General features: G+C 56.2%; 21 protein-coding genes. 10 read left to right on the forward strand and 11 right to left on the reverse strand.

Annotated features, from left to right (window positions below):
* Positions 1 to 126: 126 nt before the first annotated feature.
* Positions 127 to 972 carry an HTH-type transcriptional regulator BhcR gene (gene bhcR / locus O2N63_RS11825; RefSeq protein WP_271054483.1) on the forward strand — a complete coding sequence of 282 codons (846 nt, stop codon included), beginning with the start codon at positions 127 to 129 and terminating at the stop codon, positions 970 to 972.
* A gap of 3 nt (positions 973 to 975) precedes the next feature.
* On the opposite strand, the gene O2N63_RS11830 is transcribed toward bhcR, so the two are convergent.
* From O2N63_RS11830 to O2N63_RS11840, 3 genes are all read right to left on the reverse strand, one after another.
* A complete protein-coding gene (locus O2N63_RS11830; RefSeq protein WP_271054484.1) occupies positions 976 to 1,809 on the reverse strand; it encodes a bifunctional allantoicase/(S)-ureidoglycine aminohydrolase in 834 nt (277 codons plus the stop codon).
* A 144-nt stretch (positions 1,810 to 1,953) separates the two neighbouring features.
* A complete protein-coding gene (locus O2N63_RS11835; protein ID WP_271054485.1) occupies positions 1,954 to 2,694 on the reverse strand; it encodes a glutamine amidotransferase in 741 nt (246 codons plus the stop codon).
* A 170-nt stretch (positions 2,695 to 2,864) separates the two neighbouring features.
* Positions 2,865 to 3,410 carry a YcbK family protein gene (locus O2N63_RS11840; RefSeq protein ID WP_271054486.1) on the reverse strand — a complete coding sequence of 182 codons (546 nt, stop codon included), beginning with the start codon at positions 3,408 to 3,410 and terminating at the stop codon, positions 2,865 to 2,867.
* A 405-nt stretch (positions 3,411 to 3,815) separates the two neighbouring features.
* Between O2N63_RS11840 and O2N63_RS11845 the strand changes: the two genes are divergently transcribed.
* The 4 genes from O2N63_RS11845 (at position 3,816) to O2N63_RS11860 (ending at position 8,208) form a co-directional block, all read left to right on the forward strand.
* On the forward strand, positions 3,816 to 5,438 hold the full coding sequence (locus O2N63_RS11845) for a L,D-transpeptidase family protein (protein ID WP_271054487.1): 1,623 nt from the start codon (positions 3,816 to 3,818) through the stop codon (positions 5,436 to 5,438).
* 101 nt (positions 5,439 to 5,539) lie between these two features.
* Positions 5,540 to 6,646: a UDP-3-O-(3-hydroxymyristoyl)glucosamine N-acyltransferase gene (locus tag O2N63_RS11850; RefSeq protein ID WP_271054488.1), complete on the forward strand. Its 1,107-nt coding sequence runs from the start codon at positions 5,540 to 5,542 to the stop codon at positions 6,644 to 6,646.
* An 81-nt stretch (positions 6,647 to 6,727) separates the two neighbouring features.
* Positions 6,728 to 6,994, forward strand: coding sequence for an acyl carrier protein (locus O2N63_RS11855; protein WP_271054489.1), 267 nt, complete (start codon positions 6,728 to 6,730; stop codon positions 6,992 to 6,994).
* Positions 6,995 to 6,996: 2 nt separating this feature from the next.
* Positions 6,997 to 8,208: a beta-ketoacyl-[acyl-carrier-protein] synthase family protein gene (locus O2N63_RS11860; protein ID WP_271054490.1), complete on the forward strand. Its 1,212-nt coding sequence runs from the start codon at positions 6,997 to 6,999 to the stop codon at positions 8,206 to 8,208.
* Positions 8,209 to 8,282: 74 nt separating this feature from the next.
* Here the strand turns inward: O2N63_RS11860 and O2N63_RS11865 are convergent, their stop codons facing one another.
* Positions 8,283 to 8,915: an invasion associated locus B family protein gene (locus O2N63_RS11865; RefSeq protein ID WP_408629815.1), complete on the reverse strand. Its 633-nt coding sequence runs from the start codon at positions 8,913 to 8,915 to the stop codon at positions 8,283 to 8,285.
* A gap of 451 nt (positions 8,916 to 9,366) precedes the next feature.
* Here O2N63_RS11865 and O2N63_RS11870 point away from each other — a divergent pair, with 451 nt between their 5' ends.
* Positions 9,367 to 10,917, forward strand: coding sequence for a helicase HerA-like domain-containing protein (locus O2N63_RS11870; RefSeq protein WP_271054491.1), 1,551 nt, complete (start codon positions 9,367 to 9,369; stop codon positions 10,915 to 10,917).
* A gap of 145 nt (positions 10,918 to 11,062) precedes the next feature.
* On the opposite strand, the gene O2N63_RS11875 is transcribed toward O2N63_RS11870, so the two are convergent.
* Positions 11,063 to 11,194, reverse strand: coding sequence for a lipoprotein (locus tag O2N63_RS11875; RefSeq protein WP_271054492.1), 132 nt, complete (start codon positions 11,192 to 11,194; stop codon positions 11,063 to 11,065).
* A 101-nt stretch (positions 11,195 to 11,295) separates the two neighbouring features.
* Entirely contained in the window at positions 11,296 to 12,573 is a 1,278-nt protein-coding gene (locus tag O2N63_RS11880) for an HlyC/CorC family transporter (RefSeq protein WP_271054493.1), read from the reverse strand.
* Positions 12,574 to 12,688: 115 nt separating this feature from the next.
* On the opposite strand from O2N63_RS11880, the gene O2N63_RS11885 reads away from it, so the two are divergent.
* Entirely contained in the window at positions 12,689 to 14,059 is a 1,371-nt protein-coding gene (locus O2N63_RS11885) for an MmgE/PrpD family protein (RefSeq protein WP_271054494.1), read from the forward strand.
* Positions 14,060 to 14,191: 132 nt separating this feature from the next.
* Here O2N63_RS11885 and O2N63_RS11890 read toward each other — a convergent pair whose 3' ends face one another.
* The 5 genes from O2N63_RS11890 to ispD all read right to left on the reverse strand — a co-directional run bounded on the left by O2N63_RS11890 (position 14,192) and on the right by ispD (position 17,694).
* Positions 14,192 to 15,373: an ammonium transporter gene (locus tag O2N63_RS11890; RefSeq protein ID WP_271054495.1), complete on the reverse strand. Its 1,182-nt coding sequence runs from the start codon at positions 15,371 to 15,373 to the stop codon at positions 14,192 to 14,194.
* A gap of 164 nt (positions 15,374 to 15,537) precedes the next feature.
* Positions 15,538 to 16,023, reverse strand: a complete 486-nt coding sequence (locus tag O2N63_RS11895; protein WP_271054496.1) for a CinA family protein — start codon at positions 16,021 to 16,023, stop codon at positions 15,538 to 15,540.
* A gap of 3 nt (positions 16,024 to 16,026) precedes the next feature.
* Positions 16,027 to 16,530: a phosphatidylglycerophosphatase A family protein gene (locus O2N63_RS11900; RefSeq protein ID WP_271054497.1), complete on the reverse strand. Its 504-nt coding sequence runs from the start codon at positions 16,528 to 16,530 to the stop codon at positions 16,027 to 16,029.
* A 3-nt stretch (positions 16,531 to 16,533) separates the two neighbouring features.
* Positions 16,534 to 17,013: a 2-C-methyl-D-erythritol 2,4-cyclodiphosphate synthase gene (gene ispF / locus O2N63_RS11905; RefSeq protein WP_271054498.1), complete on the reverse strand. Its 480-nt coding sequence runs from the start codon at positions 17,011 to 17,013 to the stop codon at positions 16,534 to 16,536.
* A 3-nt stretch (positions 17,014 to 17,016) separates the two neighbouring features.
* On the reverse strand, positions 17,017 to 17,694 hold the full coding sequence (gene ispD, locus O2N63_RS11910; RefSeq protein ID WP_271054499.1) for a 2-C-methyl-D-erythritol 4-phosphate cytidylyltransferase: 678 nt from the start codon (positions 17,692 to 17,694) through the stop codon (positions 17,017 to 17,019).
* Between the two features lie 165 nt (positions 17,695 to 17,859).
* Between ispD and dusB the strand changes: the two genes are divergently transcribed.
* The 3 genes from dusB to O2N63_RS11925 are packed head-to-tail and all read left to right on the forward strand — an operon-like array spanning position 17,860 to position 21,266.
* Positions 17,860 to 18,837 carry a tRNA dihydrouridine synthase DusB gene (dusB, locus tag O2N63_RS11915; protein WP_271054500.1) on the forward strand — a complete coding sequence of 326 codons (978 nt, stop codon included), beginning with the start codon at positions 17,860 to 17,862 and terminating at the stop codon, positions 18,835 to 18,837.
* A complete protein-coding gene (locus O2N63_RS11920; protein ID WP_271054501.1) occupies positions 18,834 to 19,886 on the forward strand; it encodes a two-component system sensor histidine kinase NtrB in 1,053 nt (350 codons plus the stop codon). The genes dusB and O2N63_RS11920 overlap by 4 nt, the downstream gene beginning before the upstream one ends.
* A gap of 12 nt (positions 19,887 to 19,898) precedes the next feature.
* A complete protein-coding gene (locus O2N63_RS11925; protein WP_271054502.1) occupies positions 19,899 to 21,266 on the forward strand; it encodes a response regulator in 1,368 nt (455 codons plus the stop codon).
* Positions 21,267 to 21,335: the final 69 nt, after the last annotated feature.

Below are 21,335 nucleotides of genomic sequence, written 5' to 3' on the forward strand. Positions count from 1 at the left end.
TGGAGGGCGGGATATTTTTTTGAAATTGTTTTTCATTTTTACTGTTGAGGAAAAATGTGAACCTTGTCAGCTAGTTATATTTTTCATATTGTGAATTTACTTTTCATATAAAAACGGAGAGTTTTTATGGATAATCAAGAAAGTGGTGCTGAAAGCCCCCGAAAAGCCCGCGGACGGCCACGCGATTGGCACGACAAAACCGCACAGAACACGATCAAATCGCTGGATCGTGCGATGGAGGTGTTTGAGTATCTGAGTGAAGAGCAGGGCAAGCCCTTGTCGGTGATTGCGGACGAAATGGGGCAGTCTCCTGCCACGGTTTATCGCATCCTCGTCACGCTTGAGACGCGCGGACTGGTGGAATTTGATCGCACTGAGCAAGTTTGGTTCATCGGTGCCCGGGCCTTTGTGATTGGTGCACGATTTCTCCGCCGCACCAGCCTTGTTGATCGCGCAAGACCGATCATGCGCAGACTGATGGAAGCGACCGGTGAAACTGCCAATCTCGGCATCGAAAAAGAGGGATCGGTCCTGTTCCTGAGCCAGGTCGAAACCCACGCGAATATCCGCGCCTTTTTCCCACCCGGCAGCCTGTCACCAATGCATTCTTCGGGGATCGGCAAGGCGCTGTTGGCCTACATGGATGGCGACCGGTTGGACCGGGTTCTGAACGAGGCGTCGTTCGAGGCGTTCACGGATCAGACGATCACCACAGCAGAGGCGTTGCAACGGGATCTGGAAGAGATCAAGGCACGCGGTTATTCAATTGACAATGAAGAGAAAAATACCGGGATGCGGTGCATCGCGGCACCGGTTTTCGATCTGAACGGAGAGGCCGTTGCCGGGATTTCAGTCTCCGGTCCGACCAGTCGTGTAAGCCTTGAGGAAACCGACAGGGTCAGCCTTGATGTGATCAAGGCTGCACAGCATTTGACAGAAGCGATTGGCGGGACAGTGCCCGCCCCCGCGTAAGGATCAGCGGTTGCCGCCAACCCGCAAAGGCATGTGGCGGTTCACATCCTTGTAAAGCAAGTACCTGAAGGGACCAGGCCCCCCGGCGTAACAGGCCTGCGGGCAGAAGGCGCGCAGCCACATATAATCCCCGGCCTCGACCTCAACCCAATCCTGATTGAGGCGATAGGCGGCTTTGCCTTCTAGAACGTAAAGCCCGTGTTCCATCACATGGGTTTCCAGAAACGGGATTACGCCACCGGGTTTGAACGTCACGATGGTGACATGCATGTCGTGGCGCAGGTCATCCTGCTCCACAAAACGTGTGGTGCCCCAATGTTCATTGGTTCCGGGCATCCAGGTGGGTTCGATGTCACGTTCATTGATCACAAACGCCTCAGGGGCAGGGAGGCCGTCGACCGCATCATAAGCTTTGCGGATCCAGTGGAACCGCGCGGCAACCTCACCGGTGTTCTTCAGGCTCCAGTCACAGCCAGCGGGCAAATAGGCATATCCGCCTTCTTCCATGTCATGAGTTATGCCCTCAATGGTCAGCTGGATGCCACCTTCAACCACAAAAATCACCGCCTCGGCTTCGGGGTCCAGTTCAGGGCGGGTGCTTCCGCCGCCCGAGGATACCTCGGCGATATAATGCGAGAACGTTTCGGCAAAGCCTGTCATCGGACGGGCGATCACCCAAAAGCGCGCGTGATCCCAAAACGGGAGGAACGAGGTTACGATGTCGCGCATTGTCCCTTTTGGAAGAACGGCATAGGCCTCGGTGAAGACTGCGCGATCCGTCAGAAGCTGGGTCTGGTCTGGATGACCACCTTGCGGGGCATAATATGTATTGCTCATGAAAGCTCCTGAAACCGAATGTGATTTCAAGACTATGCGCTGTAGTGATGGGGCCGACCACCCGCAAAGCGACGACAGCACTTTTCGAAACTTTTTGAAAGTAGATCGAACTCTTTCCGATCAACATGAAATTCGGATGCGAGGTTATTGCCGATATCGCTGCACAAATGCCGACAGGATCTTTTCCGGAACAACAACATTGGCCGCGTGGCACATGTCGATTAAGGATTGGGCTTCTTCTGGTGGGAAATAGCCGTGGTGTTTATAAATACCGATCCGGGTTTCAAATCCGTGGGCGTCCGCTTCCGGATGAAACTGGGTAGCATAAACGTTCTGCCCATAACGGATCATCTGAAAAGGGCAGGTCTCTGACGATACAAGATGGACGCACCCTTCCGGCAAGTGCTGCATCGCTTCCTTATGGCCGACAAATGCTTCAAATTCGCCTGGTAAACCCATGAGAAGAGGATCTGATTTACCTTCTGGGGTGAGCGTGCAAGGAGTCGCTTGCACCGGTTCCCCAAACTTCTCCTTAGAGATCGAACCCGGTTTCAGATGGTGGCCCAGGATCCCAATCCCGTAGCAGCAGCCCAGAAATGGCATGTCTCTCGCGGTGATTTCCGGCATGAGCGACAGACACTCTGTTTCAATCTTGGTTTCGATTGGTTTTTTTGCTTCCGGTGCGTCAGATACACACCCCGGTCCACCACCGACAATCACTCCGGAATAGGCGCCCAGATCCAGATTTTCTGGCAAATTATCCTGATCCAGCCTGATCCGGTGCACCTCGTCTCGAGTTAACCCACCTTTGGTAAGGATCGCCTGAAACTCATCGTCTGATGCATCGGTTTCCGGGCGAAGCTGCAAAATCAGGAATGGTTTCATCTGTATCTCTTTTAGTGAAGCGAAGAGCTTGAATTTGCGCGACATTGCCTGATCCTCTGGACAAGAGCAATGGCAGGGATTTGGATGTGGTGAATTTGGTGGTATGGCAACAAAAAAGGCTCGCCAGATTGGGAGCCTTTCCGATTGTCAGGGTCTGAGCAGAGGGCGGCTTACCGACCCCAGGTCCGAACGGTGCCGCAATCCATATGCACGAAGTTTGACCCGGAATACTTGCCAACGCCCCCCCCGCGACAGGCGGCGGCAGCCTTGAATATCTGATGCACGCTACGCGATTTCAGGCGCAGGTCAGCGGCCTGGCCTTTCATGTGAAGCGAGTTCTTGGCAACACCACGCGACTTGCGGCGGAGCATGGAGTTGGTTTGTGGCGAGCGATAGCCCGACAGCATCATGTAAGGTTCACGTACATCCATCAGGCCATGGGCGGCGGCCATGATGTCGATGGTGCGGGTGTCGATCTTGATCGCCTGATCCACACGCCAGTCGCGCATGAAGTAGTTGATTTCTTTCAGGGCTTCTTTGATGTATTTGCCCTCGATCCAGTAAATCATGTTGATCGATTCACCGGTGCGACCAGAGTACATTGCGATGCGACGTACATCACCTCCGCCACGTAGAAATCCAGCAGCATTGGCATACATCGGAGCGGATGAAACAGCTGTCGCCGCGAATGCTCCGAGAAGCCCGCGGCGTGTCATAAGGGTAGAATTGCTTTGATTGCTCGAAAGCTCGTCCGTCATAGTCCTAGCGTGTCCCGTCGCTTGCCTGTCCTCCGCGCTTACGCTTTTCTGCCGAAACGCCGCGCGAACCATGTTGCTACCATTTTCCCCCTGGTGCGCCTGTTTTATGGCACAACTCGAATCGCAAACCAAGCGCTGTTTTTTGCCGTTTGACCATTTCAAGGCAAATAGGCAGAATTTTGCTGAAAACGATAAAAAACTGGTTAACCGTGACACAAACGCGCCAAAACTGGGCAATTCCATTTGGGATGGATCAAATGCAATTCAGTTTTCGCTTTTGTGAATGGACAGGCCCGTCACGATCAACGAGTATTTATTGGTCTACTGAACATTGTAATACATGGGATTAAGATGAAGACGAGTATGCTTCGACCACAAGGTGCGATATTGATGCGCCTGTCTTTTGTTTGGGCCCTGGGCCTTGCGTTGTCCATTTTTGCGGGCTCTCATTCAGCGACCGCTCAGACAGCTCCATCAGCCTTTGCACAGGCGATCGCCGAAGCTGCAGCGCGCGACAAATCCATTGCGTCGTTCTACAAGGCAAATGGATATAAAGCGATCTGGACCGGTAAAGCGTCAAAGGACAGGTCGCGACGCAAAGCGTTGCTTTCAGCACTTTCAAAGGCCGGGGATCATGGTCTTCCTGTAACGAGCTATAATGCAGACGTGCTGAAGACCAACTTGCGCTCGGTGAAAAGCGTTCGCGATCTGGGCAAGCTCGAAGTGCAGATGTCCAAGCTCTTTCTCGAATATGCGCGCGACGTTCAGACCGGAGTGCTGGCGCCTTCACGTGTCGACAGCGGGATTGTGCGTCAGGTGCCATTGCGGGACCGGGCCAAATTGCTGGCTGCGTTCGCAAAGTCGAGCCCATCGCGTTTCCTGAAGGCGCTGCCGCCGAAAACGCCGGAATATCAGCGTTTGATGAAAGAAAAACTGCGGCTTGAAAAGCAGCTCGCCAAAGGCGGCTGGGGCGCTGCGGTTCCTGCAAAGTCACTGAAACCTGGCCAGTCCGGGCCGGCCGTCGTTGCGCTGCGCAATCGTCTGAAAGCTATGGGCTATCTAAAGCGGTCATCTACACAGACTTATGACGCGACGATCCAGAAAGCGGTTCAACAGTTCCAGCTTTCCCATGGTCTTTCCCCCGATGGGGTGGTCGGAAAAGGCACGATGAACGAGATCAACACCTCGATGCAGAAACGTCTGTCCTCGATCCTGGTGGCGATGGAGCGCGAGCGTTGGATGAACATCGACCGTGGCAAGCGACATATTTGGGTCAACCTGACCGATTTCACCGCTCAGATCATCGATGGTGGCAAAGTCACATTCCAGACCCGTTCGGTCGTTGGCAAGAACACCCATGATCGACGCAGCCCGGAGTTTTCCGATGTGATGGAATTCATGGTGGTGAATCCGACCTGGAACGTGCCCCGTTCGATTGCCACCAAAGAATATCTGCCGATGCTGAAGAAAAATCCAAACGCGGTCAGCCACCTGAAACTGATCGACCGCCGCGGTCAGACCGTCAATCGCGGGGCCGTTGATTTCACGCAGTTCACGGCAAAGACATTTCCTTTCGCCATCAAACAGCCTCCGTCGAACAAGAATGCGCTTGGGTTGGTGAAGTTCATGTTTCCGAACCGGCACAACATTTATCTTCATGACACACCCTCCAAGTCCTTGTTTGCACGCGAGGTGCGGGCATTCAGCCATGGCTGCATTCGTCTGAGTGACCCATTCGACTTCGCCTATGCTCTGCTGGCAAAACAGACGTCAGACCCAAAGGGCACCTTCCACGCTGCCCTGAAAACCAGGCGCGAGACTCAGATTAATCTGAAAACCCATGTTCCGGTTCACCTCGTCTATCGCACCGCCTTTGTTCCGGCCAAAGGGCGCGCCAATTATCGCCGTGACGTTTATGGACGTGACGCGAAGATATGGGCCGCATTAAGCAAAGCCGGGGTGGCGCTTCGCGCCGTAGGCAGCTAAATCCTTGTAAAAGCGATGCCGGGGCAGGAGAGTGTCCACAACACCTCTTTGCCCCGTAGGCTGCCCGACATCCGGGCCGTGCATTCGACAAGGAGACACAGATGCAATTCACTCTTGCCGATATAGCCTCAGCTCTTGGGACCGAAGTTCTCGGGCGCGGGGATATTGTTTTGTCCGGTGCGGCTGAACCTACTGATGCAGGCCCGGATCAGATCGCATTGGCGATGGATCCAAAATACGCCGAAGGGATTAAAGACGGACAGGCGCGGGTTGCCTTGTTGTGGGATGGGGCGGATTGGGAAAGCCTTGGTCTTGAAGGTGCGGTCTGTCTGAAACGAGGTAAGACCGCGATGCCATTGATCACCAAGGCATTGGATCCTGGCATGGGGGTCGCCCCGGGCGTTCACCCCTCCGCGGTGATTGATCCCAGTGCAGAAATCGGTGAAGGCGCAAAAATCGCCCCGCTGGTTGTGATCGGAGCTGGTGTAAAAATCGGCGCAAATGCGACGATCGGTGCGCATGTGTCCATTGGTTACGGGACCCAGATCGGCGACGATGTAACCCTGCATCCGGGCGCGCGCATCGCCCATGGGTGCACCATCGGGGATCGGTTTACCCTGCAATCCAATGCGGTGATTGGCGGGGACGGTTTTTCTTTTGTCACACTCGACAAAGAAAGCGCTGTTGAAAAGATGCGCGGTGACATGGCGGACGGGGATGACGCGGGTGCCGTGGAAGGCAGTGCCCATTGGGCGCGCGTTCATTCTCTGGGCGGCGTTGAAATTGGTGATGATGTCGAAGTGGGGGCCACGTCGACCATCGACCGGGGCACCATCCGCGCGACGAAAATCGGATCGGGAACCAAGATCGATTGTCAGGTTCAGGTGGGGCACAACGCCATTGTCGGCGAACACGTGATGATGTGCGGTAATGTAGGGGTGTCTGGATCGGCCAAGGTTGGCAACCGCGTGGTTCTGGGTGGCAAAGTCGGAGTCAGCGACAACATTTTCATTGGCGATGACGTGATCGCCGGGGGCGGCACCAATATCTATACCAATGTGCCTGCAGGGCGCGCGGTATTGGGCAGCCCTGCCGTCAAGATCGAAACGGAAATGGCGATCCGGCGTGAACTGCGCCGCCTTCCGCGCCTTGCGCAAACCCTGCGTGACCTTCAAAAAACTGTTTCAAAGCTCACGGATAAGGGGTGACGAACGGGTGGCCTGCTCTTGAGGGACGGGCCGCCATCGCCTACATCTAAACCGGAAACGGTGACAAGGACAGGAAGTGACATGTCTGACACGATCAAGGACCGCGTGATCGCCATTATCGCCGAGCAAGCCGTGCTCGAACCCGGGGATGTGACCCCCGACCAGACGCTTGAAGATCTGGGAATTGACAGCCTCGGGCTGGTCGAAAGCATTTTCGCCATTGAAGAAGCCTTTGATATCTCGGTGCCGTTCAATGCGAACGATCCCAGCGACAGTGAGTTCGATATTTCCTCAGTTGCGGCCATCATTAAAGCGGTTGAAGGTCTGATCGCGACACAGGCTGCCTGATCATGCGTCGCGTGGTGATCACTGGTCAGGGCTCAATCAACGCTCTTGGCCGCAATGTCGCAGAAACACTTGAGGCCATGCGCGAAGGGCGCTGCGGGATCTCCAACCTCGAGTTTCAGGATGTGGAACGCCTGTCCATTCGTATTGGCGGTCAGATCAAAGGGTATGACCCCGAGGCGCATTTCAACCGGCAGAAAATTTCGCTGTATGACCGGTTCACCCAGTTCACCATGCTGGCCGCTGAAGAAGCACTGACCCAATCCGGCCTCTCCTTTTCGGGGGAGATGGCCACGCGATCTGGCGTGGTTCTGGGCACTTCTGGCGGGGGTATGAACACGCTCGATGAAAATTACCGGTCCGTCTACGAGGATGGCAAAAACCGGGTGCATCCATTTGTGGTGCCCAAGCTGATGAACAATGCTGCCGCCAGCCATGTGTCAATGGAATGGAACCTCAAGGGGCCGAGTTTCACCGTGGCGACAGCTTGTGCCAGTTCCAATCACGCGATGGGGCAGGCGATGCAGATGATCCGATCCGGCATGGCGGATGTCATGGTCACGGGCGGATCTGAAGCGATGTTGTGCTTTGGCGGGATCAAAGCCTGGGAAGGGCTGCGCGTCATGTCAAAAGACGCCTGCCGCCCGTTTTCTGCCAACCGCAATGGAATGGTGCAGGGCGAGGGCGCTGCGGTTTTTGTGTTCGAGGAATATGAACACGCCAAGGCGCGTGGGGCTGAAATCATAGCCGAGGTTGCGGGGTTCGCCATGTCATCCGACGCGGCGGATATCGTGATGCCTTCCAAGCAAGGGGCCGCTCGGGCCATAAAGGGGGCGTTGCTGGATGCCAAGTTGAACCCTGAAGACGTGTGCTACATCAATGCTCATGGAACGGGGACTGCCGCGAATGACAAGACGGAATGTGCAGCCGTGGCGGATGCGTTTGGCCATCATGCAGATGACCTGATGATCTCGTCCACCAAATCCATGCACGGGCACCTTATCGGTGGCACCGGGGCGGTTGAGCTTCTGGCCTGTATCATGGCGCTGCGAGACGGCGTGATTGCGCCGACCATCGGCTATCAAGAACCCGATCCGGAATGCGCGCTTGATGTGGTGCCAAACGAGGCGCGCGAGGCTCGGGTGGATGCGGTCTTGTCCAATGCGTTTGCCTTTGGCGGATTGAATGCTGTTCTTGCACTTCGAGCAGCCCCATAGCCCACCTGGGATTATTTACGAAAAAACGCCGCTCGATTGAGCGGCGTTTTTTATGTGTTCAGGTCTGCCTTAGCTTATTGCTGCGGGAGCTTCGGCTCAACCAACTTGTCATAAGCCGCGGTGAACCCGGTCAGGGACATGTCCAGATTGACCTTCTGGGTCGGCGCCGCAGCTGGAACAATGGTCACGGTTGCTTTGGCACCTTTTTTGAACGAGGCGATTTCCTCTGCGGTGAAACCGATATTCGCCACGCAACCAGGTTGTGAGCAAAAGCGGAACGGGTAGCGGCGGGTCTGGCCACCATCGACGCCGATTGTCAGCTGTTGGGTCAGCAGGGTTTCCAGTGGAACAACGACGGTGGCGCCTGAAACCGCCTGATTTCCGGCGGGCAGCTTGCCCAAAGAAACCTCAGCGACGGAATTGCCGTCTGTGTCTTTCAGCAATTGATAAATCTGGCAGGGGTCGTCCCCATTTGGATTGCTGATGCATTTCAGATCCCAGTCACCAATTTTTTCCGCGACATAGGTCTGCCCTGGCTGCAAGGTCTCTTCAGACACTTCAGTGCCCATATCTGGGCCAGTCGGCGCAGCTTCTGCCGCTTCTGTCTGGGTGTCTGCGGGTTCGGTGCTGTCCTGGGCAAATGCCGGAGCGCCAAGGGAAAGAATCGCTGCAATTGAGAGAGATTTAATCAGCTCAGCCTTCATCATTTTTTGAGTTCCAACCTATGAGTTTATATTCAACCTTCGGCTTATCACGAGGGGTATCGACTGTCAGGTGGAAAAGGAAAACAAAGGGGAATTCCGCTTGTTTTCTTGAATTTCCGATGCCTGATCCGCAAAAGGATGAAAGTGTTAACTATCTGAACACAAAAAAGAAAAGGACCCGGCTTTCGCGGATCCCTTTCCAATTCTCTCCCTGCCGGACTGACCGGCTTATTGAGGAGGACGGTATGTCAGAAGGTCGCAGGGGTCAAGGGCGGAATTGATCTGGATCAGAAAAAAGCCGCGCCCGTGGGCGCGGCAGTCTGACAGGGAGGAAGTCATTCCCGGGCGAGATGCCCGCGGGAATGATTTCACTCTGGCATGGATTGGTTAATTTTGTATTGTCGGTGAGAACGGAATTCGAACATCCAGCTGCAACATGGGGCGGGTCAGTATTATGAGCGACAGTATTTTTATCGGCGGTGGTGGCGACAGTTACAGCGAAAAACAAGGGCTTTTGCTGAAATATGCCAACCGGCATGGTTTGGTGGCCGGCGCAACAGGCACCGGCAAAACCGTCACTTTACAGATCATGGCGGAAAGCTTTGCCGCTCAGGGTGTACCGGTGTTTCTGTCGGATGTGAAAGGGGATCTCTCGGGTCTGGCCATGTCGGGATCTGAGCAGTTCAAGCTGCATGAGGCCTTTACGTCGCGCGCTGAAAAGATCGGTTTTGATGACTATCAATACGAGGCTTTCCCAGTCACCTTCTGGGATCTTTACGGAGATCAGGGCCATCCGGTTCGCACCACGGTTACCGAAATGGGGCCGCTTCTTCTGGCTCGGCTTCTGGAACTGACGGATGCGCAGGAAGGGGTTCTCAATATCGCCTTCCGGGTGGCGGATGAGCAGGGCTTGCCGCTTTTGGATCTCAAGGATCTGCAGGCGCTTCTGGTTTGGGTCGGCGAAAACAACAAGGATCTCAGCCTGCGTTACGGTAATGTATCCACCTCATCGGTTGGGGCAATCCAGCGTTCCCTTCTGGTGCTGGAGAACCAGGGCGGTCACAAGCTCTTTGGGGAACCCGCCCTGGAACTGTCTGACATTCTGCGCACAGATACCGACGGTCGGGGCCGCATTTCCATCCTGGCGGCCGACAAGCTGATGGGATCCCCTCGGCTTTATGCCACTTTCCTTTTGTGGCTGCTTTCCGAACTTTTTGAAGAGCTGCCAGAGGTTGGGGACCCGGACAAACCCAAACTGGTGTTCTTTTTTGACGAAGCGCATCTCTTGTTTGACGACGCGCCCAAGGCTTTGGTCGACAAGGTGGAACAGGTGGCACGGCTGATCCGGTCCAAAGGGGTGGGGGTTTATTTCTGCACTCAAAACCCAGCGGATGTGCCCGAGGATATCCTGGGCCAGCTGGGCAACCGCGTACAACATGCATTACGCGCCTTTACCGCAAAGGATCGAAAAGAGCTGCGGCAGGCTTCTGAGACCTATCGCGACAATCCCCGCTTTTCGACGGAGGATGCGATCCGCGAAGTGGGAGTGGGTGAGGCGGTCACGTCTTTTCTTGAACGCAAAGGCGCGCCCGGAGTGGTCGAACGCACGCTGATCCGTCCTCCAAGCTCGCAATTGGGACCGGTAGATGACGCCACGCGGCAATCCTTGATCAATGCCTCTCCCATCGCTGGTAAATATGAAAATGCCAAGGATCGCGAGAGCGCTTTTGAGATGTTGAAAGCTCGTGCGGACATGGCCGCGAAAGAGGCAGAAGAGGCGGAACGCGCCGAGGAAGAAGCCGAAAGCGCCGCCGAACGCGAATACCGTGCCGGGCGACGTTATTCCGGTTCCCGCGTGGGCCGTTCAACTTCGCGCAAGCCCCGTCGCACGTCTGAGAAAAGCTTTGGGGAAGCGGTCGCAAATGTGGTGATCAAGGAACTTAAAGGCACCACCGGGCGTCGCATTGTACGCGGGATTTTTGGATCACTGTTTAAAGGGCGGTAGCCGTGCAAGTCTAAGTGACTAGCTCTTGCTGCTAGGTTTAGATGTGCAAACCGTTTTGGGCACCCATGATTGGGTGCCCAGCTTAATTTCATCTATCCAAGTCGGCATTTGAACCTGTCACAAATGATATGCACCACGGTTCACATTACATTTTAGGTGGGATCACCACATAGGCGGAACTAATCATACTGGTATCAGCCCTTTGCACCATATTCGCTTCTGAGCATGCAGAAAGTAGCGCGGCCAGACCAAGAGCAATGAGTACTAAACGTTTCATGAAAATCTCCTTGCTTTAAAAAGATCATTATGCCCAAACGCGCTTGAGGGGATCAAGCTGGCCAATATGTTTAACGTGTGCAGGAGTGGGTCGGCAACGGGTCAGAGCGGGCGTATTTTCAACTCGGCAATTCGGTTTCCATCTCGTTTCAGAACCTCAAACCGGAAGCCGTGGAAGCTGAAAACCTGACCCTCATTTGGGATCATCTGCGCCTCGTGAATGACCAGGCCAGCAATGGTGTTCGCTTCTTCATCCGGCAATTGCCAGTCGCGCGCCCGGTTCAGGTCGCGGATCGTCATCGCACCGTCGATCATATAGTGACCATCCGGCGTGCTGGTGATTTCGTCTTCATCCGTGGTGTCAAATTCGTCGGTGATCTCGCCCACGATCTCTTCAAGGATATCTTCCAGCGTGATCAACCCTTCAAGCGAGCCGTACTCATCCACCACCAATGCAAAATGCGTGTGGCGACGCAGGAATTGCCGCATCTGGTCGTCCAGCGTGGTGGTTTCGGGGATGAAGTAGGGTTCCATCGCCACCTGCATCACGTCGAAGTCATCCAGAGATTTCCCATCGGATTGGAACCGATACATCGCGCGGCTCAGGTCCTTTGCATGGATCACGCCAATAATGTTTTCCTGTTCATCCCGAAAGACAGGCAGGCGGGTATGGGGCGAGGCGAGGATCTGTTCCAGCACCTCGATGGCAGGAGCGTCAGCGTCGATCATTTCGATCTTGGAGCGGTGCAGCATGATCTCTTCCACCGCACGATCCCCAAGATCCAATGCGCCCAACAGTCGGTCACGGTCCTCTTTCTGAACGGCCCCTTCGGAGTGGCCCAATGAGATGGCGCCGGCAATCTCTTCGCGCACAGCAAGGATCTGGCTGTCCGGGTCGGTCTGAACGCCAAACAGCAGCAACACGCCGCGGGTGATGGCGCGCACAGCCGCAACGATCGGGGCAAATATCAAGATCACGCCAGCAATGGGGGCTGACGCTGCCCCGGCGGCGGCTTCTGGTCGGGTGATGGCGTAGGTTTTGGGAAGCACTTCCGCGAAAATCAGGACAAGAAGGGTCATGACCAAAGTGGCCAAGGCCACCCCGCTGTCGCCGTACATCCGGGTAAACAACGCAGTTGCCAGCGATGTGGCAAGGATATTGACCAGATTGTTACCCAAGAGAACCGATCCGATCAGCCGCTCATTGTCTTCGGTTATCTTCAGTGCCCGCTCGGCGCCTCGTTCACCTCTATCCGCACGTGCCCGCAATTTACCGCGTGACGCCGCAGTCAGTGCCGTTTCCGACCCGGAGAAAAAGCCAGACAAGACCAGCAGCGCCAGAATGGCGGCTGAGGTGATCCAGAAACTTGCATCAATCATGTCGGTTGACCTTTTCGTATCGATTGGGGCGGCTGCGTTCTTCGTGCTTTTTCTTGCGCCGGAATGCCTATAGATCTTATGGGCATAAGACCTGTTGTTTTCAAGGGAGTGCCCGATGGAGAACGAGATGGAAAATGCTTCTGGCGTCGATGTAACACGTAGAGATCCGAACGAGGATGTTGGTTCAGTCTATGATCCCGTGCCGGTTCTCACCGCGTTTTCCCATGTCCCTCTTGATGATGCCGCAAACGCGCTTGAAATGATGCGGTTGTCGCTTCTCGACTGGGCTGCGGTTTCGATAGCCGGGGTGGCGGAACCGGTTTCCCGAATAACCCGTGAGATGGGGCTTTCGGATGGGGGGCGTGCTCAGTCAAGCGTGGTCGGCAGTGCCACACGACTGCCCGCCCGGCAGGCGGCTTTGATCAACGGGGCAACCAGCCACGCGCTTGACTATGATGACACGCATTTCGCCCATATCGGCCATCCTTCCGTTGCAGTGGTCCCGGCCGCGCTCGCATTGGCCGAGGCTGAAGGATGTTCAGGTCAGGAATTGCTTGAGGCTGCTCTTGTCGGGGTAGAAGCCTCAATCCGCGTGGGCATGTGGCTCGGGCGATCTCACTATCAGACCGGGTTTCACCAAACCGCAACTGCGGGGGCTTTTGGGGCGACTGTCGCAGCAGCGCGGTTGCTTCGGTTGAATGCAACACAAACCGCATATGCGCTTGGCCTGTGCGCAACCCGTGCTGCTGGTTTGAAAAGCCAATTTGGAACCATGGGGAAACCCTATCACGCCGGGCTTGCTGCCCAGACCGGGGTCGAAACGGCAATGGCTGCAAAAGCCGGATTTGTGTCTGCACCGGAAGGGTTTGCCGGTGCGCAGGGGTTTGGCCCCACCCATGCAGGTGAAGGCCATGCCGATGCGTTTAAAGCGCTTGGGGCTCTTTGGCAATTCGAGACCATCAGCCACAAATTTCATGCCTGTTGTCATGGCACCCATGCGATGATCGAAGCGCTCTTGCCATTGATGCTCACGCCTGACCGGGTGGTGCGCGTTGAAATTTATACTCATCCGCGCTGGCTCTCGGTGTGTAATATCCCCGCACCGTCATCTGGACTGGAAGTAAAGTTCTCTTATGCCCATGTGGCGGCAATGGTGATCGCAGGCCGCGATACTGCTGCGTTGAACAGTTTCACCGATGCTGTGGCTCAGGATGCAGAGTTGGTGGAACTGGCAAGTAAGGTCCGGGTCGTTGGCAGCGAAGAACTGTCCGAGACCGAAGCGCGGCTTATGGTGGATACAATCGAGGGTCGCAGAGAGGTCGCGTACGATCTGGATACGCCGATCACAATTGACACGCGGACCCGCAAATTACGTGCCAAAGCCAAGGCACTTGTGGGCGGGCAGGGGGACCGTCTCTGGTCGGCTATTCAGGCGGAGGACGGCCCTGATCTCTCAGCATTTACGCGCCTGTTGCGACTGGCCTGAATTGAACTGGCATAAAAAGAAAAAGGCGGAGGTCACAAGACCCCCGCCAGAGTTCTGCGCGTCGACCGTGGCGGATGCGCGCAGTGGTGACCCTTCGCAATCAGGATAGAAGGGCCGAAGTGTTCCAAGCGATTAAGACGTGAAGTCGTAAGCGCGTTCACCGTGAACCTCGAGGTCAAGCCCGTTGGTTTCGGTTTCCAGATCAACGCGCAGCGGGGTGATCAGAGCAACCAGTTTCACCAGCGCCAGTGTAACCACAAAGGTGAAGACGCCTACAATCACCAGCGCACCAGCCTGTGCAATCCAGGTCCCGTGGCCAAAAGCGGCAATCATCAGCGTGCCGAAGATCCCACCGATACCATGCACCGCAAATACGTCCAGCGTGTCGTCGATCTTCATCTTGTTGCGCACGAAGTTCACCCCTTCCTGACACAGCACGCCTGCAACGGCGCCGATGATCAGGGCTTCCACAGGGCCAACAAATCCAGAGGCCGGGGTGATCGAGGCGAGACCCGCAATTGTGCCGGTTACAAGACCCACAAGCGAGGCCTTGCCGTATTTGATCCGCTCCCAGATCGCCCAGGTGAGTGAGGCCGTGGCGGCTGAAATATGGGTGACCGTGATTGCCATTGCAGCGCCACCGTCAGCGGCCAGTTGCGACCCGCCGTTAAAGCCGAACCAGCCAACCCAGAGCATGCCAGCACCCATGAACACCAGACCCGGTGCATGCGGTGGCGTGGTGCGGTGTTTGCGAGGTCCCAGCACGTAAGCGATGATCAGCGCGGCAATCCCTGCGGTTTCGTGCACGGTGATGCCACCGGCGAAATCCTTGGTGCCAACTTCGCCAAAAATGCCGCCATCCGACATCATGCCACCGCCCCAGATCCAATGCACAACGGGCGCATAGACCAGAAGCATCCAAAGTGCTGAGAAGGTCAGGACAAAACCGAACCCAACCCGTTCCACATAGGCCCCAACGATCAGCGCAGGGGTGATCACGGCAAATGTCATCTGGAACGCAAAGAAAAGGATTTCAGGTAGGGTGCCGGACAGGCTGTCGATGGTCACGCCGTTGAGGAAGAGTTTGCCCAAGCCGCCCCAGACGCCGTGATCCGATCCACCAAAGGCAATCGAGTAGCCCGCGACGAACCACAGGACTGACATCAAACAGGCAATCGCATAAACATGCATAAAGACCGACAGCACGTTGCGCGCTCGGACAAGCCCACCGTAAAAGAGTGCAAGCCCCGGAAGGGACATGAACAGCACAAGGGCCGTCGCGGTTAAAATCCAGGCTGTATCGGCGGCGTTCATCGTTTTCCCCTTCGATCCGATTTCGCATTTGCCTACGGAAATGGCGGAAATCCGAAAAAATGGGGATAAAAGGCGCAGATATATACGCCGTGCCTATACAGAATTTGCGCGCTGCCTGTTTTTTGTGCGCGATGCCCGCAGGCTTGGTGCAAAAGCGGGCGTCTCTAAAACGCCTTTGCGGAAGAGATCAACAGAGAGATGGCATGGCGCGCTGCCGCATTGCGAACGTTTTCGCGGCCCAGCGCGCCAAATTCCACAGTTTCGGTAACAATCCCTACGGGGCTGGCAAGCCCAAAGCAGACCCGCCCCTCTGGTTTGTGCTCAGACCCACCTGGCCCGGCGATCCCGGTGACCGAAACCGCGATATCAGCCTCGGAATGGGCCAGCGCCCCTGCTGCCATTTCACGCGCAACCTCTTCACTGACGGCGCCGTAATGATCGAGCGTTGCCGCACTCACACCAATCAACTCGCGTTTGGCGGAATTGGAATAGGTGATGAATCCCCGTTCAAACACGTTAGAGCTGCCGGGGATATCGGTGATCCATGCGCCAACCATGCCGCCGGTGCAGCTTTCAGCCGTCGCAAGTTTCAGGCCTTTGGCACGGCAAAGATCAAGAAGTTCAGCGATGGTCTGATCGGTTGATAACATGGTTTACCCCATTAAGAACGCGTGGGCGACATAGGCGGCGATCACAACCGTTATGGCCGCCGCGATCCCGGCATAGACATCATCCATCATGACACCAGTGGCATCTCCGCGCCGATCCGCCTTGCCGATAGGGCCGAACTTGGTGATGTCGAAAAAGCGGAAGGCCAGAAAGGCGACAATCCAGCCGGGATATAGCTGCAAGATATCTGCCCCCATCATCTGTGCGCCAAAGGACACCGGGAAAAGGGCAATCCACATGCCAACCACTTCGTCGATCACCACTTCGGATGGGTCATGGTTGTCGGATCCCGCCGTGTAGGCTTCGGTTGCCTTCAACCCTATCAGGTAGGCCACAATGGTTGCACCGGTCAGCAGGATCGGCCCACCGATCACATGCAAAAGCCAGCCAACGGGCAGGGCGGCCAAAGTGCCCCAGGTGCCAGAGGCAGGTTTTAGCAGCCCGGAGTAAAAGAACGTGGCAATCAGTTTGGCGGTGGATTTCTGCATCTGTCAGTCCTTGATCAGCGTGGCAACAGCCATTGAGGCGATGCCTTCTTCGCGCCCGGTAAAGCCGAGTTTCTCAGAGGTGGTGGCCTTGACCGAGACCTGTGCAACCTCCAGCCCCATGATCTTCGCCAATGCCTCTCGCATTGCCACAGCATGCGGGCCAACTTTCGGACGTTCACAGATCAGCGTTACATCGACATTCGAGATCCGGTAGCCACGTTCCGACGCGCGCTTGACCGCATGTCGCAGGAAAATATCGCTCTCGGCCCCTTTCCATTGCGGGTCCGACGGAGGGAAATGTTGACCAATATCGCCATCGGCAAGCGCGCCGTAGATCGCATCGGTCAGGGCGTGCATCCCCACGTCGGCATCGCTATGCCCTTTGAGTTTTTTGTCATGCGGCACGCTCACCCCGCAAAGAATGACATGATCTCCCGCCTCAAAAGCGTGCACGTCATAGCCTTGACCCACCCGAATATCCATCAATCAGCCTTTCAGAAGCTTTTCGGCCCGCGCGAAATCCTCGGGCGTGGTGATTTTCATGTTCCGCTCCTCGCCCGGTACGATGGCCACGTCAAGCCCCGAGCTGCGCGCAACTTCCACATCATCTGCAGCACCACCGGGATGGGCATGGTGGGCGGCAACAATCTTGTCGTAGTGAAACCCTTGTGGGGTTTGTGCGCGATAAAGCCCCTCGCGGCTCTCGGTGCCGGTCACCACCCCCTCGTGCCCACGCCACAGGGCGTCGGTCACGGGGATCGCCGGGGCGGCTCCGGGAGAGGTTCTCAAGGCGTCGATCACATCATCAATGATGCGATCCGAGAGCAGTGGACGGGCGATATCGTGGATCAGCACATAATCCGGCGCGGCAGATTGCGCGGATGATTGTAGTGTCTCAAGCCCGGCCATGACTGATGCATCCCGGCTTGCCCCGCCATGGGTCAGGATCACTCCATTGATCCCACTTGCGATCTCTTGGTCGTCAGGATGAATGACCAATACGATTTCGGATATGCGGGGATGCGCTAGAAACCGGGCCACAGTGGCCTCAGCCACCATGCCGCCCCCCAATGGGCGCCACTGTTTCGGAAGGCCGCCCCCAGCACGAGATCCGCGCCCGGCAGCAACGATCACCGCTGCAATATGTTCTTCGCTTTTGGTCATGCCCAATGTTTAGGACGTGCTGAGAAAGGAAACAATGGCCGGTTTCTCTCCGTGGAAATTGCTTAAAAAATGTGCAAAAAGGAAATTCGTAGCGGAGTCGACGGGCAAATTCTTGTTGAATTGCAAGGGCGCGCTCAAAGTTGCATCAATGCACAAGGAATAGGCATGTCACTTTCGATCGGAAACGTCACTCTCAAAGCGCCCGTGGTTCTCGCGCCAATGGCCGGGATCAGCGATCTTCCGTTCCGTCAATTGGTGGGAAGCTTTGGGGCAGGGCTGGTTGTCTCTGAAATGGTGGCCAGTCAGGAAATGGTGCAAGCCAAGCCCGGAGTGCGCGAACGCGCTGAACTTGGATTTGGTCTGGCCAATACGGCGGTGCAATTGGCAGCGCGCGATGTGTATTGGGCGGGCGAAGCCGCGAAGATGGTCGAGGCGAATGGGGCCCGTTTAATCGACATCAATATGGGCTGCCCCGCGCGCAAAGTTGTGGGTGGTATGTCGGGATCTGCCTTGATGCGCGATCTGGATCATGCGCTGCGGCTGATCGAAGCCATTGTCGGCGCGGTGTCTGTGCCGGTGACCTTGAAAACCCGGCTCGGGTGGGATGACAGCAGTCTGAATGCGCCAGAACTGGCGCGTCGGGCGGAGGGTGCCGGCATCCGGCTCATTACCATCCACGGACGCACCCGTTGCCAGTTTTACAAAGGTCACGCCAATTGGGCGGCCATTCGCCCGGTGAAAGACGCTGTCACCATTCCTGTCATTGCAAATGGGGACATTGTTAATACCGCCTCCGCTCGTGCCGCTCTTGCCCAATCCGGTGCGGACGGGGTGATGATTGGACGTGGAGCCGGGGGACGCCCATGGCTGTTGCAACAGGTCGCTCATGATCTCTTTGGGGCTGACGCGCCAAACATTCCGCGTGGCGAGGATTTGGTGCAGATGGTTCAGAAACACTACCGCGACAGCCTAGAGTTTTATGGACCGGAACTGGGTGGCCGTGTGATCCGTAAACATCTGGGTTGGTATATGGATGAGGCAGAAACACCGTCGGATATGCGGAAACGGATCCTGTCCTCTCGCGATCCGAACGAGGTGCTTGACCTGATCCCCTCGGCCCTGCTGCAGGAGGAGATCGCATGAGTGATCTGTTGTGGTCATCGCTTCCGATCCCCGCGCTGGAGCTATCAGCCGAAGGGGTGATCCTGAAGGTGAACAGTGCCGCAGAATCGTTCCTGAACCAGTCGGAGCGTGTGCTGAAAGGGAAGCCATGTGCAGACAGCGTGCCGCTTGCTCTTGATCTCAACGAAGCCTTCGGGCGGGTACTGGCGGCGCAGGGGGTTTTATATGTGGACTCGGTTGGTCTGACACCAACCGCATCGCCCCCCTGTGATGTGAATGTCCAGATTGCAACCATGGGAGACGGGTTGTTGATGCTGCTGCATCCAAGACAGGCAGAACAGTTGGGGCAGGTTGAAGGGATCCGGGCCGCACGTCAGGCGATCGGAATGGCGGAAATGCTGGCGCATGAAATCAAGAACCCCCTTGCAGGGATCACTGGGTCTGCGCAGCTTCTGTCGATGGGGTTGGGATCAGAGGACCGCGAATTGACGGATCTGATCGTTGCGGAAAGCCGCAGGATCGTCGCCCTACTGGATCAAGTCGAGCAATTTGGCGATCTGCGGCCCCCCGCGACAGATGAGGTGAACATCCACGATCTGCTGGAACGCGCCCGAGCGACAGCGCGCGTTGGCTTTGCTGGCGGGTGTGAGATTTCAGAGGTCTATGATCCTTCTTTGCCGCTCACACTTGTGGATGCTGATCAAATGATGCAGGTGTTTTTAAATCTTTTGAAAAACGCCTCGGAAGCTGCTGGACCTAAAGGGAAAATCATTGTCCGGACGTTCTATGACGCGGGGCTGCATCGGCGCAGCAAAGATGGTCAGCGTCTGGCGCTTCCGCTGCAGGTAGAGATCACCGATAATGGCCCCGGCCTTCCGCCTGACATTGAGGATCACATCTTCGATCCGTTTGTTTCAGGCCGCGAAAATGGAACCGGACTTGGTCTTGCCTTGGTGTCAAAGATTCTAACCGATCATGGCGGTTTGATCACCGTCAAAAGCCAGCCGGGAAAGACCACATTTAGGGTCTCGCTTCCGGTTGCCCCGCGCAAACAGATACGTTTCACGTAAGGAGCCAGCCTCATGGATGGAACAATATTAATCGCTGACGATGACCGAACAATCCGTACGGTTTTGACGCAGGCGCTGACCCGCGCAGGGTGCCGGGTTCATGCCACTGGCTCCATGGTCACGCTGCTCAGATGGGTTGAAGAAGGGCGCGGGGATGTGGTGATTTCCGATGTGATCATGCCGGATGGGAACGGGTTGGAAAGCCTGCCTAAGATTTCGGAAATGCGCCCCGACCTTCCGGTCATTGTTATTTCCGCGCAGAATACCATCATGACCGCCATTCAGGCTGCTGAGGCCGAGGCGTTTGATTACTTGCCCAAACCCTTTGACCTTCCAGACCTGATGAAGCGCGTGGCGCAGGCATTGGAACGCAAACGCTTGCGCCCAGCGCCCGCGCAAAGCACCAGCGAGCCTGGAACCGCTTCCGACCTGCCGCTGGTGGGGCGCAGCCCAGCCATGCAGGATCTGTATCGGCTTGTGGCCAGAGTTTTGAATGTTGATCTGCCGGTTCTGATCACAGGGGAAAGCGGAACTGGAAAATCGCTGATCGCACAGGCGATCCATGATTTTTCCTCTCGGCGGGATGCCCCTTTTGTCGTTGCAACCGCTGATGACCTTGGGCCATCGGACGCGCTGGACAACCTATTGCGCCGGGCCGGTCACGGGACAATTCTATTTGACGGGGTCGGGGATCTGGATCCGGAAGCACAGGCGCGCCTGACACGCTTTCTTGATGGACTGACCGCAGAAGGGCCGCGCGTGATTGCGATTTCGCAGGGTGAATTATCGGTCATGATCCGCAATGGGAGCTTCCGCGAAGACCTCTATTACCGTCTGGCAGGCGTTGTTATCTCGGTGCCAGCGTTGCGAGAACGTCTGGAAGATATCCCCGCGCTGGCAGAGCATTTTGTCGCCCGCACAGCCCATGATGGGCTTTCCGAACGCCATCTGGATCCAGAGGCACTTGCGGTTCTTCGGGCGCACCCGTGGCCCGGAAACCTGCGACAGCTTGAGAATCTCATGACGCGGCTTCTGGTGACGGGGGGCGAAGAAATGATCACCGAAGCGGAAATTAGCGCCGCGCTTTCCGGTGATATAACCAGCCAACCCAGCAGCGGCGCACCGGATGAGCGGCTTTCCGCTTCTGTCGCCAGACATCTCAAGCATTACTTCGATCTGCATGGGGGTGGATTGCCCCCAGATGGGCTTTATCAACGGATATTACGAGAAATTGAGCTGCCGCTCCTGGAAATCTCTCTGGATGCAACCGGTGGTAACCAGGCTAAATGTGCCGATCTTCTTGGCATCAACCGCAATACGTTGCGTAAAAAAATTACGGATCTCGGAATCGAGGTGACACGGCGCCGCAAGTTGATGTAAAAGGGCAACAAGCGTTGCAAATCGGCACTGGATCGCAGAATCTCAGGACGTGTTGCAGCGCTGCCGGTC

It is taken from the genome of Aliiroseovarius salicola (assembly GCF_027891095.1).
GTDB classification, from domain to species: Bacteria; Pseudomonadota; Alphaproteobacteria; order Rhodobacterales; family Rhodobacteraceae; genus Aliiroseovarius; species Aliiroseovarius salicola.